Consider the following 15,604-nt stretch of genomic DNA (forward strand, 5'->3'; position numbering starts at 1 on the left):
GAGCAGGCCGTGAGCGGGCGAAATCCGGCATGCGCCCACGGTCAACGGCGCTGGCTGTGTCATGCCTCCTGTGCGGTCCGACGCCGGTTGCGCCACTTGGTGGCATACGGCAGTGCGAACAGGTAGAGCCCGCTGAGCAGGAGCAGGGCGAGCGGCAGCAGCGGCACGTAGGAGACCCAGACGGCCGGTTCCTCCTGCGCCAGGGCGATGAAGACGGCGATGACGCTCACCGTGAAGGCGACGGACACCCAGCGGTGCGCCTGCCTGATCCACTTGTTCCAGTTCACTGCGATCTCCGGTGGTCATGACGCGACACCCGCGTGCTTGGCCGTCACGCTAGGTGCGACCGTCCTCGCAGCGCTTCTCGAATCCTGACCGATCCGCGGGCCGGACAAGACGATCATCGACCGCTACCCTCGCCGCCATGGGAGCCTGGGCCAACTACGTCTGTGTACGCGACGGCGAGCACACCGTGCTGAGCAACAAACTCGGCGCGTACGAACTGCTTGAGATCAGCTTGATGGGACCCCAGGTGACCCGGCGCTACCTGGAGCGCTGGGAGCACGAGTTCGGACGGGACGACTGGCTCTCCGACGCCCTGACCGACGGCGGGCTGCTCGTCGACTGGGATCGCCGCGTCCTGATCGCATTCACCGTCCACCGCTCTGCGCAGGTGCGTGCCGCTTGGCTGGAGAACGCGGCCCACACCTGGCCGGGTTGGGAGGTGCGCTGGGCGTACGACGGCAACGGCGACCTCGCCCGCCACGTCGGCGCGGACGTCACCGCCATCCGTGCGCGGTTCGACGTATCGGGCCTGCTCTACGGCGTGGAGCAGCCGTGGACCTCGCCTGACCCGACCTGTCTCGTCACGATCGCCGACACCGCGGCCTACGCACTGACCCCGCTGGCGTTTCGGCCGTGGGAGACCGGTCCGGGCATGCTCGCGCAGCTGCGCACCGCCGACCGGGTAACCACCTGCGACTTCGTCCCGCAGGCAGGGCTGCACCTCGATCCCGCCACCCGCACCGCCGGGCTGTGGACCACGATCGATCCACTCGACGGCCTCGCCGAACGGTGGCCGGCCCGCTGGCCCGGCTGGACCCTCGAACTGTGGGACGACCGGCACGCCGAGCAGAGCGCACGCTGCATGCCCGGGGTGACCGTGCCGGACGCGGACCCCGGCGAGTGCCGCCGTCTGCTCGCCAAGGCGGTGGTGCAGGCCTGGGCGGTGTTCGTCGCCGAGGACGTCGACGGCAACCTGGCCGACGTCCATCCGGAACCCGAGATACGCGAGCACCTGCTCGAACCGCCGTCCTGGTACTCGGTGATGCGCCGCACCGCGGTCGGCCGTGCCGATCTGTCGGCTGTGCACCGCATGCTGACCGGCGAAGACCTGGCCCATCCCGTCTACGGACGCCGCCGCTGATCGGGCCGGGCCGCATCATGTCCGGGCGTTCCAGGCACGGGCCGGGCGATCAGGCGGAAACATCGTGAGGAGGGTGCGGCGGGAGGGGCGACGATGACGGGAGCGGGCGGCGTCCCGTACCGGACGTCACGGTCGCTGCGCCTGATCGTGCTGCTCACGATGGCCGCCGGGTTCCTCGACGCGTACACGTTCCTCGGTCGCGGCGGAGTGTTCGCAACGGCGCAGACCGGCAACGTGGTGCTGCTGGGCGTGCAGGCGGCGCAGGCGCAGTGGGACGCGGCGCTGCGGCACGTGCCGCCGATCATCGCGTTCGTGGCCGGGGTGTGGGTGGCCGAGACCATCCGGCTGCCACGCGTGGCCAGAGCTCTGCGCAAACCGGTGCGAGCCGCGCTGCTGCTGGAGATCCTGGTGTTGATCGTCGTCGGCCTGATGCCGTCCGGTGGATCCGACGACCTGGTCGCCGTGATGATCTCATTCGTGGCGTCGGTGCAGATCACGTCGTTCGGGATGATCGGCCGATGGACGTTCAACACCACGGTGACCACGACCAACCTGCGCAACGCCGCCCAGGCCCTGTACGGCGCGGTCGTGCGCCATGAACGCGACGCGACCGCACAGGCCCGCAACCTGTGGCCGGCCGTCGGTTCGTTCGCCGGGGGTGCGCTGCTCGGCGGCCTGTTCACCGTCCACCTCGGTGATCGCGCGGTGTGGGTCGCGACCGGCCTGCTGCTGATCGGCCTGGCGCTGTTCCACGCCGACGACCGTCGTCGCGGACTCTCCTGAAGGTCGGCGCAGGTGAAGGCCGACCGCGGCATTCCGCGCGTTCGTGCCGGTAGCTCCGAACCGCTCCCACGGCGCCGGGGTCCACCGCGGTGACCGGCGGCGTGCCTGCTTGCCGCGGGCTCGGGCGGCGACGAGACTCGATTCATGATCACGGTGGTGGGCGTGCCGATCGACTGCGTCGGGGTGCCCGAGGCGGGCGACCCGCCGTTCGGGACCGAGCTGTCCCCCGGTGCCCTGCGCGCCGCGGGCCTGGTCGCGGCCGTGGGCGGTCGCGACGGCGGGGATCTGCCGGTCCGCCTGGTCGGCAGGGTTCGCGACGAGCACACCGGCGTGCTCGCCTGGCCGTCGGTGCGCACCATGACCGACGTCGTCCGCCGCCACGTCCACCAGCTGCTCACCACCGGTCACCGGCCGCTGGTGGTCGGCGGCTGCTGCACCCTGCTGCCCGCCGTGCTCGCGGGGGCACGGGACGCGCTGGGCGGGGCCGGGCTGGCGTACCTCGACGGGCACCTGGACCTCTACGACGGCCGCACCTCCCCCACCGGTGAGCCGGCCGACATGCCGATCTCGGTGGTCACCGGGCACGGGCCGGTGGACTGGGTGGATCTCGTCGGCGGCCCGCTGGTCGCCCCGGACCGGCTGCGGCTGCTGGGCCCGCGCGACCGGGCCGAGGCGATCGAGTACGGCTCGGTGCTGCCCGAACAGCTCGGCTACCGGCCCGAGTCCACCCCCGACGACCTGCAGCGCGAGGGCATGGCGCAGGCGGGTGCGGCGGCTTGCGAGGCGCTGGCGAACGACGGCTCCTACTGGCTGCATCTGGACGTGGACGTGCTCGACCAGCAGGCCTTTCCCGCCACCGACTACCTGATGCCGGGCGGGCTGCGGCTGGCCGAGCTGCGCGAGCTGATGCGGCCGCTGACCGCTTCCGACGCCCTGGCGGGGGTCTCGGTCGGCTGCTACAACGCCGAGAAGGACCCCGACGGCTCCTGCGCGACCGCGCTGGTCGACCTGTTCGCCGACGTGCTGCGGCCGCGCTGAGGCAACGCCGGGGCGGACGGATCAGGCGCGCTCGGCGGCGCGGGCGATGTTGCGGGCCATCTCGCCGAAGACCATCGAGTGCAGGGGTGCGACGGCCCGCCAGTACACGTGCCCGGCCAGGCCGCGGGGGGCGAACACGCTGCGCTGGGTGTACCGGCTGCCCCGGGGGTCGTCGCCGACCCGCATCTCCAGCCAGGCCCGGCCCGGCAGCCGCATCTCGGCCCGCAGCCGCAGCAGCCGGCCCGGCTCGATCTCCTCGACCCGCCAGAAGTCCACCGTCTCCCCGGCGCGCAGCACGGCGGGGTCGCGGCGGCCGCGGCGCAGGCCGATCCCGCCGAAGGCCTGGTCGAGCAGGCCGCGCGCGGTCCAGGCCAGGTCGGAGGAGTACCAGCCGTTGTCGCCGCCGACGCCGGAGACGACCTCCCACAGCGCCGACGGCGGCGCCTTGACCCGCTCGGCGTGCTCGTCGACGTAGAGGCTGCCGCCGGACCAGTCCGGGTCGGTGGGCAGCGGCTCGGCCGGGGCGCGCGTCCACGACGCGGTCGACCAGTGGGTCTCCACCTCCGCGTCGCGGATCCGCAGCAGCGCCAGCCGGACCGCCTCGTCGAACGGCTTCAGCCCGCCCGTCGGGTCGGTGACGTACCGGCTGATGTCGTGCTCGTGGCAGACCGCCTCGTGGATCAGGCTCTCCACCAGCGGGGTCGCGATGGCGCCCGGGACGGGCGTCACCAGGCCCACCCACAGCGAGGACAGCCACGGCGACAGCGGGGGCACCGGGACGACGACCCGGCGGTTGAGCCCGGCCACCCGCGCGTAGCGGCTCATCATCTCCCGGTACGTGAGCACGTCCGGGCCGCCGATGTCGAAGGAGCGGTTCACGTCGCCGGGCACGCTCGCCCAGCCGACCAGGTAGTGCAGCACGTCGCGGACGGCGATGGGCTGGATGCGGTTGCCGACCCAGCGCGGCGTCACCATCACCGGCAGCCGCTCGGTCAGGTGCCGCAGCATCTCGAACGACGCCGAGCCGGAGCCGATGATCACCGCGGCCCGCAGCGTCACCGTGGGCACGCCGGAGTTGGTGAGGATCCGGGCGACCTCGTCGCGCGAGCGCAGGTGCGCCGACGCTTCGGCGGTCCGCTCCGGTGCCGGGCCGCCCAGGTAGACGATGCGGCGGACGCCCTCCTGCCGGGCCGCGTCGGCGAAGGTCTGCGCGGCACGCCGGTCGAGGTCCTCGAACCCGGGCGAGCCGAGCGAGTGGACCAGGTAGTACGCCACCTCGATGCCGCGCAGGGCCCGCCGGGTCGAGGCGTGGTCCGAGACGTCGGCCTCGACGATCTCGGCCCGGGCCGCCCAGGGCACGTCGCGCAGCCGGGTCGCCGACCGGGTCAGGCAGCGCACCCGGTGCCCCGCCTCGATGAGCCGCGGGGCGAGCCGTCCGCCGATGTACCCGGTCGCCCCGGTGACCAGCACCCGCCGGCCGTCCCCGGCCCGCCCGACCATGTGCCCAGCCTAGGACTGTCCGCGCCGTGCGCACGGCGGATTCGACCGGGCCGGGAACGGGACGGCGTCAACCGGAGCAATCGGCTATATCGGACCGCCGATCTCGATACTCTCGCGTGGGACGACCTGGACCGAAAGGGTGTGCAACCGTGAACCGTGTGCCGGCCGAAGGTCTCGTGCTCGTGCCGGGAGGCAGCCTGATCACGGCGACGCCCGAGGAGGGCCGCGCGCTCGCCCTGATGATCGCCCGGCACACCGTCCACAACATCCAGCCCGACCTGGACGTGCTCAAGGGCGGCCGGCCCAACTACGCCACGACGCCCGAGAGCATCATCGCCGCCGCGCACGTGGTCGCGATCGAGTTCGCGACGATCGCCGCGGCGAACGGCTACTGGCGAACGGGCGCCTGATCACCGCGACAGGAGCGCACATGGTCTCGATCGGACTCATCGCGACGCTGCACGCCGCGCCGGGCATGGAGGACGAGGTCGCCTCGTTCCTCGCCGGCGCGCTGCCCCTGGTCCAGGCGGAGCAGGGCACCGTGGCGTGGTTCGCGTTCCGCATCGACGAATCGACCTTCGGCCTGGTCGACGCCTTCGACGACGAGGCCGCGCTGCAGGCCCACCTCGACGGCGACGTCGCCGGGGCGCTGATGGGCCGCGCCGGCGAACTCCTCAGCAAGCCCCCCGAGATCCGCACGGTGCAGCTCCTGGCCGCCAAACTCCCCGGCTGAGGCGCGCGGCGACCGGCGGTCAGGACCGGAGGTATGCCAGCACGGCCAGGACGCGGCGGTGCTGGTCGGCGTCGGGGGCCAGGTCGAGCTTGGCGAAGATGTTGCCGATGTGCTTCTCCACGGCCCCGTCGCCGATGACCAGCGCCCGGCCGATGGCGGTGTTCGAGTAGCCCTGCGCCATCAGTTCCAGCACCTCGCGCTCGCGCGGGGTCAGCGTCTGCACCGGATCCCTCCTGCCACGCATCATCAGCTGGGCGATGACCTGCGGGTCGAGCACGGTCGCGCCGGACCCGACCCGGTCCAGCGCGTCCAGGAAGCCGTCGACGTCGACCACCGCGTCCTTGAGCAGGTAGCCGACCCCGCCCCGGCCGTCGGCGAGCAGCTCGTCGGCGTACGCCAGCTCCACGTACTGCGACAGCACCAGCACCCGGGTGCCGGGTGCCGCCCGCCGGGCCTGCACCGCGGCGCGCAGGCCCTCGTCGGTGTGGCTGGGCGGCATGCGCACGTCGACGACCGCGACGTCGGGCGTCTGCGAGGCGATGGCGTCGACCAGGGCCGGCCCGTCGCCGACCGCGGCGACGACCTCGTGCCCGGCCTCGATCAGCAGGCGGACGATGCCCTCGCGCAGCAGCACGCTGTCCTCGGCGACGACGACGCGCATCGGCTCACGCCACCGGCACGGTCGACGGCGCCTGCGCGACCAGGATCGTGGGTCCGCCGGCCGGGGAGTCCACGGCGAAGTCCCCGTCGACCGCGCGCAGCCGGTCCGCCAGCCCGGCCAGCCCGTGGCCCTTCGCCACGTGCGCGCCGCCCACCCCGTCGTCGGTCACCATCAGGTACACGCGACCATCCTGCTCGGTCACCTCCAGGCGGACGGAGGCGGCCCCGCTGTGCTTGGCGATGTTGGACAGCGCCTCCGCCGCGGCGAAGTACAGGGCGTTCTCGGTCGCCGCGGGCAGCCTGCCCTCGACGGCCAGGTCCAGCGTCACCGGCACGGTCGAGCGCTCGGCGAGCGAGGTCAGCGCGGCGGCCAGGCCCCGGTCGGCCAGGATCGGCGGCGCGATGCCGCGCGACAGCGCCCGCAGCTCGTCGAGCGTCTCCTTGGCCTGGCCGAGGGCACCGTCGATGGTCTGCCCGGCGGCGTCCGGGTCGTCGGTGAGCTGGCGGCGGGCCCGGGACAGCTCCATCGCGAGCCGGATCAGCCGCTGCTGCGGGCCGTCGTGGATGTCGCGCTCCAGTTTGCGCAGCGCCACCGCCTCCGCCGACACCGCCGCGGCCCGGCCCTCGGTCAACGAGTCGATGCGACCCTGCAGCTGGGCGAGCCGGGTCAGCAGCATCGAAGCGAAACCGGCGTGCAGCGCCGCCACGCCGCGCTGCACCACGTATACGGTGAGCAGCGCGAACACGCCGACCAGGGTGTTGAACAGGGTGCGGGTCGCTTCGGTGTCCGAGCCGAGCAGCTTCTCGATGACGATGTTCTGGCCGTCCTCCTCCGGGACGAAGCGACCCCAGATCCAGTACGTGAGGCCGCCGAGCGCCATCGCCCACCAGGTCACCGTGAACACGAACGCGATGATCGCCAGGGGCAGGTTGAGGATGCCGTGCAGCAGGTCGAGCCAGCTCTGGCCCTGGCGCAGCGGGGTGGCCATCCGGCGGATCCAGCCGGCGCCCTCCGGCGCGGCCTGGTAGCGCGGGCGCGGCACGGGGCGGCCGTACAGCTTCTGCAGGCGCAGCCGCTCGATGTCGGCGAACCCCCGGGCGACCAGCAGCGCGGCGGCGAGCACGGCGACCCCGACGAAGAAGGTCACCAGGGTGCCGACACCGGCGGCGAACAGCGCGATGCACAGCGCGAAGGAGGCCACCGCGAGCGGCAGACCCAGCAGGTTGTACGCGGCGTCGAGGCCGAGGCGGCGAAGGATCGTCATGCCGCAGACGCTATGCGCCCGGCCGGCCCGTTCCCATCCCGCTGCCCGCCGAGGTGATGGTGGGGACAGCCCTACCATCGCCGACCGCCCGGCCGCGGCCGAAACCCGCACGACGCCGGGGCCGCGCGCGGCCATCATGGTGCGATGGGTGCGGATCAGGTCGAGGTGCTGTTCATCGGTGGTCGTTCGGGCGTCGGCAAGTCGACCGTCGCCCTGGAGGTGTGCGCCCGGCTGGAGGCGGCCGGAATCGGGCACGTCCAGCTGGAAGGCGACTTCCTCGGACAGGTGTTCCCGCCTCCGGCCGGCGATCCGGACCGGTCCCGGATCGTGCTCGACAACCTGGCCGCCCTCTGGCGCAACTTCGCCGCGCTCGGCTACCGGCGGCTGGTCTACACCAACACCGTCAGCGTGCTGTACGCCGACGAGCTGGCGCGGGCGCTGCACGCGCCGGTGAAGATCGTCCGGGTGCTGCTCACCGCGTCGGACGAGGTCGCCAACGGCCGCCTCGCGACCCGCGAGCTGGGCAGCGGCCTGGACGTGCACATCGCCCGGAGCGCGCGGGCCGCCGCCCGGCTGGACCGCGACGCCCCGGCCGACGCCGTCCGGATCGCCACCGACGGCCGGTCGGTGGTCGACGTCGCCACCGATGTCGTCGCCGCGACCGGCTGGTCGGCGCCCTGATCCGGCTCGGCAGCGGCCTGCCCGGCAGAGCGCGGGCCGTGCCCGGCCATGGCGGTCAGGCGGCGTGCACGCCCCACTGCCCGCGGTGGATGACCTCGGCCGTGCCGCGGCGGCGCTGGGCGACGTGCGAGCCCTGGGCGGGGGCGTCCTCGGCGCGGTAGCCGATGCAGATGCCGCCGATCGGGACGTACTCGGCCGGGATGCCGAACTCGGCGCGCAGCGCGTCGGTGTGCGCGGGGACCTCGGTCACCGCGTCGAAGTCGGGGCCCTGCTGGGGCATGATGCCGAAGAAGCACGCGCTCAGGCCCTCGTCGACCGCGGACAGCAGCATCATCAGCGAGGCCATCCCGGTGTCGATGTGCCAGTAGGGCACCGGCCAGCGGGCCTCGGCCTGGTCCTCCCAGCCCTTGTCCGGCTGGGCATACCGGGCCAGGTAGGCGGCCTTGTGGGCCAGCGGGATGACGACCAGCGGGGCGAGCCGCATGGTGGGCGTCTGCGCCATCCGGGTCGGCACGAAGGGCCAGAACCGTGCCCGGTCGGCCGGCTCGGTCAGCGCCAGGAAGGCCCAGCCCTGCGAGAACCCGGCCGAGGGTGCGCGCAGCGCGCTGGCCAGGATGCGTTCCACGACCTCGGGGCTCAGCGGCCGGTCGGCGTAGTGGCGGACCATCCGGCGGCGGCGAATCACTTCCTTGAACTCCATGCGTCGGATCTTGTCACGCGGCCGCGACGTCGTCCGCCCGCTTGATCGCCGGTACGCTGCCGCATGAGGGCACCCATCGAACGGAGTTGTCGTGGTCGACGATACGGATCTGGCGCACCTGCGGCGCTGCGTCGAACTGGCGGAGCTCGCGCTGTCGGTCGGCGACGAGCCGTTCGGGTCGGTGCTGGTCGACGCGGACGGCGAGGTGCTGTTCGAGGACCACAACCACGTCGCGGCCGGCGACGAGACACGCCACCCCGAGTTCGAGATCGCCCGGTGGGCCGCCGAGCACCTGACGCCCGCGCGGCGCACCGCCGCGACGGTCTACACCTCCGGCGAGCACTGCCCGATGTGCGCGGCCGCGCACGCCTGGGTCGGGCTCGGCCGCATCGTGTACGCCGTGTCGTCCGCGCAGCTCACCGCCTGGCGCGACGAGATGGGTCTGCCGCCCGGCCCGGTCCGGCCGCTGCCGATCCAGGAGGTCGCACCGGGTGTGCCGGTCGACGGCCCAGCCCCGGAGCTCGCCGCCGAGATGCGCGAGCTGCACCGCAGGCAACACGGCGCGTAGACGGCATCGCCGGCGAGGTCCCTCCGGGCCGAAGGCGCAGGTCACCGGCTGGGCGGGCGGGTCGCGCCCGGCCTGCCGCGGCCAGTATCGTGCCCGTCCATGCAGCGCATCGTCGTACGTCCCAAGGTCCAGGCACCGATCCTCGTGGTCCTGTTCACCATGTGGGGTCTGCTCGGACTGACCTATTTCACCTCGGGCGACGTGGTGGCCGAGCGCAACTGGTTCGGCCTGGGACTGGGCGTGTTCGCGATCATGTCCGGCGTGCTCGGGGTCTGGCGGGCGCTGCGGATGGGTGTCGTCATCGACGCCACCGGGGTCCGGGTCCGCAACTTCGACAGCCGGGACGTCGTCACGCCCTGGCACGCGGTCCAGGCGGTGGACTGCGAGCAGGTCGACTCCCGTGCGGGCCTGCCGCTGTACGCCCCGGTCCTCCATCTGGCCGGAGGCCTGGTGCCGATCACGGCGCTCGGGTCCTATTCCCGTGACGGCGCCGAGCACAAGACCGAGCGGCTGCGGGCATTCCTGCCCGCCTGACGCGCGTCAGGTCCGGTGGGAGCCGATCGTGTGCGGGGTGAAGCAGGCGCCGTTGCGGGTGATCAGGCCGTCGGTGCCGGCGCCCTCGCGGATGCCCATGCCGGCCGGCTCACCGTCGATCATCCAAACCCCGAGGACCGGATGGTACGGCCCACCGGGCCCGTCGAAGGTCGGCAGCTCGGCCAGGCCCTGGACGATCATGCCGGTGTCCCCGTAGTCGCCGCCCGTGCTGGCCAGCACGATCCCGTCGCGGACCAGTTCGACGTTGGCGCCCTCGCGGGACCAGATCGGCTTGCGGGCGTAGCCGGTCATGTCGGCGGGCCGCTCGTCGGCGAAGTAGGCGGGCAGCAGCAGCTCGCGGTGCACCGGGTCGTCGCGGTACAGCTCCCACAGCACCGGCAGCAGCGCCTTGTTGGACCACAGCGCGGCCGTCCACGGCGGCTCGATCCACACGGTGCCGCGTTTGGCAGGGTCGGCCATGTTGGCGAAGATGGGCCGGCCGCCCTCCTCGTGCCACAGCCACTCCCACGGGTACAGCAGGAAGATGACGTCGATCGGGGTGGCGGGCGCGCCCTTGCTGGGCTCGTACACGATGCGGCCGTCGGCCATGTCGACGCCGATCTGCGCCACCTCGATCAGCTCGACCGGGTAGCCGGCCTGCCGGGCCGTCTCGGCGAGGTAGCCCGCGTTCATCAGGTCCTCGCCGGAGGCCTCGCTGCCGTCGTAGGCGAACCACACGGTCGGGCGCTGCGGGAGCCAGGGGCGGGCGGCGACGAGTTCGCCGAGGTTGCGCCGCCAGGCCTCGATCAGGCGCTCGTGCACGCTGGTCCACTGCCGGTCGTAGTGGTGGGTGTGGCCGGTCTCCTCCAGCCACCGCCACTGCACGACCGCTGCCTCCAGCAGCGACGTGGGCGTCTGCGCGTTGTATTCGAGCAGCTTCGGGGTGGTGCCGCGGCCGCCGTACCAGATGTCGAAGCGCCCGTAGACGTGCGGCGAGAAGTCGGGGCTCTGCCGGGTGTGGGCGTGCGTGCCGAACAGGTCCTTGTCGCTGTGCGTCCAGGTCTGCGGGCTGTTGTCGTACCAGGTGCGGATGACCTGCTCGTGCACGTACTCAGGCACGCCGGCGCGGCTGAGCAGGCACGTCCGCGGGGTGCACACCGAGGTCAGGTAGGCCTCGCGGCGCATCGCGGCGTCGGTGCGCGGGCAGCCCTCGACGATGCGGTCGCCGGCCGCCACGCACATGCGGTGCAGGGTCGCGGCGGCCTGCTCCAGGGTCAGGATCTCGTCGAGGTCGAAGTCGTAGAACGGTCCTTCGCGCCAGTACGACGCGACGGAGCCGTCCTCGGACACGGTGTCGTTGAACACCAGGCCCAGCGAGCGGTTGGTCTCCGCCCAGCCGGGCCGGGGCGTGCCGTGGTGGATCCGGCGCACCGCTCAGCTGCCCGCGGTGGTGCCGGAGCCGGTGCCGCCGACGATGCCGGAGCGCACGGTGCTGCCGTTGGTGACCTTCGACGGCAGGCCCCAGTCCGATCGGGTCGCGCTGTCGCCCGCGCTGAACAGGCTGCCGCCGGTGGGCACCCGCTGGCCGACGCGCAGGGTGCGCGGGAACACGGTGGCGGCGCCGTAGACCAGGTAGTAGGGCCAGTCGGCACCGTAGGCGCGGTCGCCGTCGCACTCGATCGGGTCGACGATGACCTCGCTCGCGTCCACGCAGTAGAAGACGTAGGTGTCGTCGTACACGGGCTGCGCGACGACCGGCTGCGGGGCGGCGGTCGTGCGGACCGGCGACGGCTTGGCCACCGGGGTCGGGCTCAGCGACGGCAGCGGCGTCGGCGACGGCACGACCACCGGCTCGGGCTGGTACGCCGGCTGCTGGTAGTCGACCGCGCTGGGCTGGTACACCGGGTCGTCCGGGGCGTCCGACCCGAGCCCGCAGGCGGCCGTGCTGCCCGCCAGTCCCAGGAACGCCGCGCTCAGCATCACGCTGCGCGACCTGAGCCGTACGCCGTCTGCCATGTGTCTCTCCCCGTAGCCGGATGTGGGTCATCACTGTGACAGGGGTCCGCAAGCCGCTCAAGGTTGATCTAGGGTGGTCCGAATGGACGACATGCCGGTACAGCTGGCCGTGGTGCTGCTCGTGAACCGCGCGGGCGAGCTGCTGCTGCAGCTGCGCGACGAGCACGCGCCGAACTTCCCGAACATGTGGGCCCTGCCCGGCGGGCACATCGAGCCGGGCGAGACGCCGGAGGAGGCCGCGCCGCGCGAGCTGATGGAGGAGGCGTCGCTGCGCCCCGACTCCCCGCTGCGGCTGTTCCTGGTCCAGCCGGTGCCCGAGCACCACCGGGTGAAGCACTACTTCTACGGGGTGACCTCGGCGGTGCAGGACGACGTGGTGCTCGGCGAGGGCGCGGCGATGGTGTTCACGCCGGCCGACCAGGTGTTCGAGGGGCGCGAGTTCACCCCGGGCACCGCGCGGGCGATCACCGACTTCCTGGCCTCCGCCGCGTACGCCGAGCTGCGGGCGCGGCGATGAGCGCGAACCGGTTGCTGTACCTGGTCCGCCACGGCGAGGCGACCGCGGACGGCGAGCTGACCGACGCCGGGCGGGAGCAGGCCCGGCTGACCGGCGCGCGGCTGGCCGCGGTGCCGTTCGCGTCGGTGCAGCACAGCCCGGTGGCCCGGGCGGCGCAGACGGCCGCGCTGATCACGGCGCACCTGCCGGGGGTGCCGGTCGAGCAGACGCCGCTGGCCGGCGACTACGTGCCGTACGTGCCGCCCGCGGCCGAGCTGCCCGCGTTCGCCAGGGGCTTCCTCGACGGCTACTCCCCTGCGGAGATCGCCGAGGGCGCGGCCCTGATCGAGGCCGCGCAGGCCCGCTACACGGCCCCCGCCGAGCATGACACGCACGAGCTGGTGGTGACGCACAACTTCCTGATCGGCTGGCTGGTGCGGCACGCGCTGGACGCCCCGCCCGCCCGCTGGATCGGCATCAACCAGGCGAACTGCGGGATCACCGTGCTGCTCTACCGAGCGGACCGGCCGCCGTCGCTGGTGTCCTTCAACGACCTGGCCCACCTGCCGGAACGCCTGCGCTGGACCGGTTTCCCGCCGCGGCTGCACGTCTGATCGCGGACGTGGGGCTGGTGTTCCATCCAGCGCAACCACTAACCTGCCCCCGAGCGTAAAAGCTGTAGTCGGAGAGGGGCGGAGTCATGGACCGGGCCCTGCGCGGATCGCGCCGGAGCTGAGGGGTCGCGGATCGTCGTGTTCTGCATCCATTTCACGCCGCGCGACCTCATGCAGACGCGGATCGTCACCGCCCCGGACCCGCTGTGGGAGATCACACTCAGCTCCCACCTGCTCGGCCGGCGCAACGAGGATCCGCTGCTGCTGGGCTGGCACCGTGCCGCCCAGCAGTCGCTGCGGGCCGGCACGGCGCTGCGCGGGAGCGCCGAGCTGTTCCTCGGCGTCAACTGGTCCCACGGCGACTTCCCCGACTTCCTCACCCCGGGTCCGGGCGGCGGCATCGACGACGGGCTGGAGGCGATCGGCGGCACCTGCCCGCGCCAGCTGCGCCGGGACGTGGCGCATGTCGCCGCCGGTCGCGCGACGGCGCTGCCCGCGGCGGCACAGGACCTCGGCGCGGGACGCGCGGCGGCGCTGCACGAGCTGACCTCCGGCATCCGCCAGTACTACGAGGCAGTGGTCCGGCCGCAGTGGCACTGGGTGACCGCCTCCTTCGCCGCCGACCACGCCGCACGGTGCCGCGCGGTCGCCGCGGGCGGACTCGCCGCGCTGCTCAACTCGCTGCATCCGTCGTTGAGCTTCGAGGACGGCGTGCTGCGCATCGCGGACTACCCCCGCGACCGGCACCTGCACCTGGGCGGCCGGGGCCTGGTGCTGGTGCCGTCGTTCTTCAAGCGCGCCACCCGGCCGATCACGATGATCGACGACGCGCTGCCGCCGGTGCTGGTCTACCAGGTCGACCGCGGGGCCGGGCTGCTCGCCGTCCGGCATCAGGAGGCGCTGTCGGCGCTGGTCGGCCGGACCCGGGCGGCGATCCTCGAACTGTGCGCCGAAGGCGGCTCGACCAGCTCCATCGCCGCGCGGCTGCACCAGTCGCCGAGCACCGCCAGCGAGCACCTGGCCGTGCTGCGCCAGGCCGGGCTGGTGTACAGCGAGCGGCGGCGCAGCAGCGTCGAGCACCGGCTCGCCCCGCTCGGCATGGCGCTGCTGGAGGGCAGGCCCGGCCAGGCCGAGCAGTGACGGCGCGGGCTCAGGCAGCGCGCGGGGTCGCGAACAGCAGCGCGAGCAGGACCGGGAACTCCAGGTACGCGTGGTAGCTGGCCAGCGCCTGGTACAGGGTGCGGCCCTGGCCGTAGTCGATGCCGAACAGCACGCCGAGCACCAGCGCGGCGGCGACGCCGAGCGCCCACGGCCGCCGGCCGGCCAGCCACGGCACCCGCTGCTCGAACGCGGCCGCGGCCTCGGGCGCGTGGCGCGGCAGGAAGCCCAGCCACACCACGTAGTGCATGGCCTGCAGGAACGCGAACACGGCGAGGAACCGCAGCCCGGCGGTGACGCCCGGTGGGCTGACCGGGGCGGCGATGGCCTGCGGCGTGCCCGCGAACTCCACCACCGCCGCCGAACCGTCGGCCAGCAGCGGGTCGAACACCCCGGCCAGCAGCAGCGCGGGCACCACCAGCACCCAGCCCAGCTGCGCGGCCCGGAACAGCGTCCGGTCGCGCCCGGCCAGCCGCCGCGACCACTCCCACAGGAAGAACAGCGGCACCACGTTGTGCAGGTGGGCCAGGACCACGAAGTGGTACGCGGGCCAGCTCAGCGACACCGCCGCCGCCCCGGCCAGCCCCAGTCCCGCGAGCGGCAGCCAGCGGCGCGGCACGGCGTGCCACACCCCGGCGGCCAGCACGCCGTAGCAGAGCACGATCTCCGGCCCGCGCAGCGCCAGCAGGCGGCAGAAGACGATCGCGGTGACCAGCGCCAGCGCGGTCCACAGCAGCCGTCCGGTGAGGATGTGCGCGAAGCGGCCCGCGACGTAGCGCAACTCCAGCACGTTGTGCAGCACGCCGAAGGCGATCAGCCCGAGGACCGTGGTCGCCAGCGGGGCGCGCAGCGCGGCGGCCAGCGCCACGGCCGCGCAGGCGGCGAACCCGAGCGCGAGGGCCGACGCCCGCGGCGCAGCGGGGGTGCGCGGGGCGGGCAGGGTCGCTAGCGTCATGCGGATGCTCCGTTACCCGGCCGCGCTCGCGCTGACGCTGGCCGTCGAGATCCCCGTGTACGCGGCCGCGCTGCGCTGGGGCTGGGCGGCGCCGGTGCGCCGGGCGCTGCTGGGCGCGCTGGGCGTGAACCTGGCGACGCATCCGCTGCTGTGGTGGCTGCTGGTGCCGTGGACCGGACGGGAGGCGTACCCACTGGTCCTGGTCTTCGCGGAGCTGCTGGTGTGCGGCGCGGAGGCCGCGCTGCTGGCCTGGTGGCTGGGCCGGCGTGACCCGCTGCTGGCGGTGCTCGCGGTCGCCGCGAACGCCGCCTCGGTGCTGGCCGGGTTCATTTTCGCGAGCGTTTGACCAGCACGACGACCAGGACGACGGCCGCCACGACGGCGAGCAGGCAGACGCAGACCGCGGCCAGCCCGAGCCCCATGTACTCCGGCGGCGGGGCGGCGTCGGCGAGAATTCTCGGCATCGGTCCAGTATCG

Annotated in this window: 21 protein-coding genes; 12 read left to right on the plus strand and 9 right to left on the minus strand. The window is 73.3% G+C overall.

What is annotated here, in order from left to right; all coding sequences use genetic code 11:
* Window positions 1-59 precede the first annotated feature (59 nt).
* Window positions 60-287, minus strand: coding sequence for a hypothetical protein (locus HAV39_RS05310; RefSeq protein ID WP_191838057.1), 228 nt, complete (start codon window positions 285-287; stop codon window positions 60-62).
* A gap of 137 nt (window positions 288-424) precedes the next feature.
* On the opposite strand from HAV39_RS05310, the gene HAV39_RS05315 reads away from it, so the two are divergent.
* The 3 genes from HAV39_RS05315 to HAV39_RS05325 all read left to right on the plus strand — a co-directional run bounded on the left by HAV39_RS05315 (window position 425) and on the right by HAV39_RS05325 (window position 3,247).
* Entirely contained in the window at window positions 425-1,426 is a 1,002-nt protein-coding gene (locus tag HAV39_RS05315) for a hypothetical protein (protein ID WP_191838058.1), read from the plus strand.
* 93 nt (window positions 1,427-1,519) lie between these two features.
* The gene (locus tag HAV39_RS05320) at window positions 1,520-2,209 is read left to right on the plus strand and encodes a YoaK family protein (RefSeq protein ID WP_191838059.1); all 690 of its coding nucleotides are present in this window, start codon (window positions 1,520-1,522) and stop codon (window positions 2,207-2,209) included.
* Window positions 2,210-2,353: 144 nt separating this feature from the next.
* On the plus strand, window positions 2,354-3,247 hold the full coding sequence (locus tag HAV39_RS05325; protein WP_191838060.1) for an arginase family protein: 894 nt from the start codon (window positions 2,354-2,356) through the stop codon (window positions 3,245-3,247).
* A 21-nt stretch (window positions 3,248-3,268) separates the two neighbouring features.
* Here HAV39_RS05325 and HAV39_RS05330 read toward each other — a convergent pair whose 3' ends face one another.
* Window positions 3,269-4,747: an SDR family oxidoreductase gene (locus tag HAV39_RS05330; RefSeq protein WP_191838061.1), complete on the minus strand. Its 1,479-nt coding sequence runs from the start codon at window positions 4,745-4,747 to the stop codon at window positions 3,269-3,271.
* A gap of 149 nt (window positions 4,748-4,896) precedes the next feature.
* Between HAV39_RS05330 and HAV39_RS05335 the strand changes: the two genes are divergently transcribed.
* Both HAV39_RS05335 and HAV39_RS05340 read left to right on the plus strand, forming a co-directional pair.
* Window positions 4,897-5,157 (plus strand): hexameric tyrosine-coordinated heme protein, encoded by a 261-nt coding sequence (locus HAV39_RS05335; RefSeq protein ID WP_191838062.1) that lies wholly within the window; start codon window positions 4,897-4,899, stop codon window positions 5,155-5,157.
* A gap of 20 nt (window positions 5,158-5,177) precedes the next feature.
* On the plus strand, window positions 5,178-5,480 hold the full coding sequence (locus HAV39_RS05340; RefSeq protein WP_191838063.1) for a putative quinol monooxygenase: 303 nt from the start codon (window positions 5,178-5,180) through the stop codon (window positions 5,478-5,480).
* Window positions 5,481-5,499: 19 nt separating this feature from the next.
* On the opposite strand, the gene HAV39_RS05345 is transcribed toward HAV39_RS05340, so the two are convergent.
* On the minus strand, window positions 5,500-6,141 hold the full coding sequence (locus HAV39_RS05345) for a response regulator transcription factor (protein ID WP_191838064.1): 642 nt from the start codon (window positions 6,139-6,141) through the stop codon (window positions 5,500-5,502).
* 4 nt (window positions 6,142-6,145) lie between these two features.
* On the minus strand, window positions 6,146-7,405 hold the full coding sequence (locus HAV39_RS05350; protein ID WP_191838065.1) for a sensor histidine kinase: 1,260 nt from the start codon (window positions 7,403-7,405) through the stop codon (window positions 6,146-6,148).
* A 144-nt stretch (window positions 7,406-7,549) separates the two neighbouring features.
* Here HAV39_RS05350 and HAV39_RS05355 point away from each other — a divergent pair, with 144 nt between their 5' ends.
* The gene (locus tag HAV39_RS05355) at window positions 7,550-8,086 is read left to right on the plus strand and encodes a P-loop nucleotide/nucleoside kinase family protein (protein WP_191838066.1); all 537 of its coding nucleotides are present in this window, start codon (window positions 7,550-7,552) and stop codon (window positions 8,084-8,086) included.
* A 55-nt stretch (window positions 8,087-8,141) separates the two neighbouring features.
* Here HAV39_RS05355 and HAV39_RS05360 read toward each other — a convergent pair whose 3' ends face one another.
* The gene (locus tag HAV39_RS05360; protein WP_191838067.1) at window positions 8,142-8,786 is read right to left on the minus strand and encodes a nitroreductase family protein; all 645 of its coding nucleotides are present in this window, start codon (window positions 8,784-8,786) and stop codon (window positions 8,142-8,144) included.
* Window positions 8,787-8,877: 91 nt separating this feature from the next.
* Here HAV39_RS05360 and HAV39_RS05365 point away from each other — a divergent pair, with 91 nt between their 5' ends.
* Both HAV39_RS05365 and HAV39_RS05370 read left to right on the plus strand, forming a co-directional pair.
* On the plus strand, window positions 8,878-9,354 hold the full coding sequence (locus HAV39_RS05365; RefSeq protein ID WP_191838068.1) for a nucleoside deaminase: 477 nt from the start codon (window positions 8,878-8,880) through the stop codon (window positions 9,352-9,354).
* A gap of 99 nt (window positions 9,355-9,453) precedes the next feature.
* On the plus strand, window positions 9,454-9,888 hold the full coding sequence (locus HAV39_RS05370) for a PH domain-containing protein (protein ID WP_191838069.1): 435 nt from the start codon (window positions 9,454-9,456) through the stop codon (window positions 9,886-9,888).
* A 6-nt stretch (window positions 9,889-9,894) separates the two neighbouring features.
* Here HAV39_RS05370 and HAV39_RS05375 read toward each other — a convergent pair whose 3' ends face one another.
* Together HAV39_RS05375 and HAV39_RS05380 are read right to left on the minus strand one after the other, a co-directional pair.
* On the minus strand, window positions 9,895-11,319 hold the full coding sequence (locus HAV39_RS05375) for a glutathionylspermidine synthase family protein (protein ID WP_191838070.1): 1,425 nt from the start codon (window positions 11,317-11,319) through the stop codon (window positions 9,895-9,897).
* 3 nt (window positions 11,320-11,322) lie between these two features.
* Window positions 11,323-11,904 (minus strand): hypothetical protein, encoded by a 582-nt coding sequence (locus HAV39_RS05380; RefSeq protein WP_191838071.1) that lies wholly within the window; start codon window positions 11,902-11,904, stop codon window positions 11,323-11,325.
* Between the two features lie 82 nt (window positions 11,905-11,986).
* Between HAV39_RS05380 and HAV39_RS05385 the strand changes: the two genes are divergently transcribed.
* The 3 genes from HAV39_RS05385 to HAV39_RS05395 all read left to right on the plus strand — a co-directional run bounded on the left by HAV39_RS05385 (window position 11,987) and on the right by HAV39_RS05395 (window position 14,154).
* Window positions 11,987-12,421 (plus strand): NUDIX hydrolase, encoded by a 435-nt coding sequence (locus HAV39_RS05385; RefSeq protein WP_239120771.1) that lies wholly within the window; start codon window positions 11,987-11,989, stop codon window positions 12,419-12,421.
* Window positions 12,418-13,014: a histidine phosphatase family protein gene (locus HAV39_RS05390; RefSeq protein ID WP_191838072.1), complete on the plus strand. Its 597-nt coding sequence runs from the start codon at window positions 12,418-12,420 to the stop codon at window positions 13,012-13,014. The genes HAV39_RS05385 and HAV39_RS05390 overlap by 4 nt, the downstream gene beginning before the upstream one ends.
* Window positions 13,015-13,152: 138 nt before the next feature.
* Window positions 13,153-14,154, plus strand: coding sequence for an ArsR/SmtB family transcription factor (locus HAV39_RS05395; RefSeq protein ID WP_191838073.1), 1,002 nt, complete (start codon window positions 13,153-13,155; stop codon window positions 14,152-14,154).
* A 10-nt stretch (window positions 14,155-14,164) separates the two neighbouring features.
* Here the strand turns inward: HAV39_RS05395 and HAV39_RS05400 are convergent, their stop codons facing one another.
* The gene (locus tag HAV39_RS05400) at window positions 14,165-15,127 is read right to left on the minus strand and encodes a hypothetical protein (protein ID WP_239120772.1); all 963 of its coding nucleotides are present in this window, start codon (window positions 15,125-15,127) and stop codon (window positions 14,165-14,167) included.
* A 4-nt stretch (window positions 15,128-15,131) separates the two neighbouring features.
* Between HAV39_RS05400 and HAV39_RS05405 the strand changes: the two genes are divergently transcribed.
* A complete protein-coding gene (locus tag HAV39_RS05405; protein ID WP_191838074.1) occupies window positions 15,132-15,473 on the plus strand; it encodes a hypothetical protein in 342 nt (113 codons plus the stop codon).
* Here HAV39_RS05405 and HAV39_RS05410 read toward each other — a convergent pair.
* Window positions 15,454-15,591: a hypothetical protein gene (locus HAV39_RS05410; RefSeq protein ID WP_170213448.1), complete on the minus strand. Its 138-nt coding sequence runs from the start codon at window positions 15,589-15,591 to the stop codon at window positions 15,454-15,456. The two genes, HAV39_RS05405 and HAV39_RS05410, sit on opposite strands and share 20 nt — an antisense overlap.
* Window positions 15,592-15,604 lie beyond the last annotated feature (13 nt).

This window comes from Catellatospora chokoriensis (assembly GCF_011297315.1).
Taxonomy (GTDB): Bacteria; Actinomycetota; Actinomycetes; order Mycobacteriales; family Micromonosporaceae; genus Catellatospora; species Catellatospora citrea.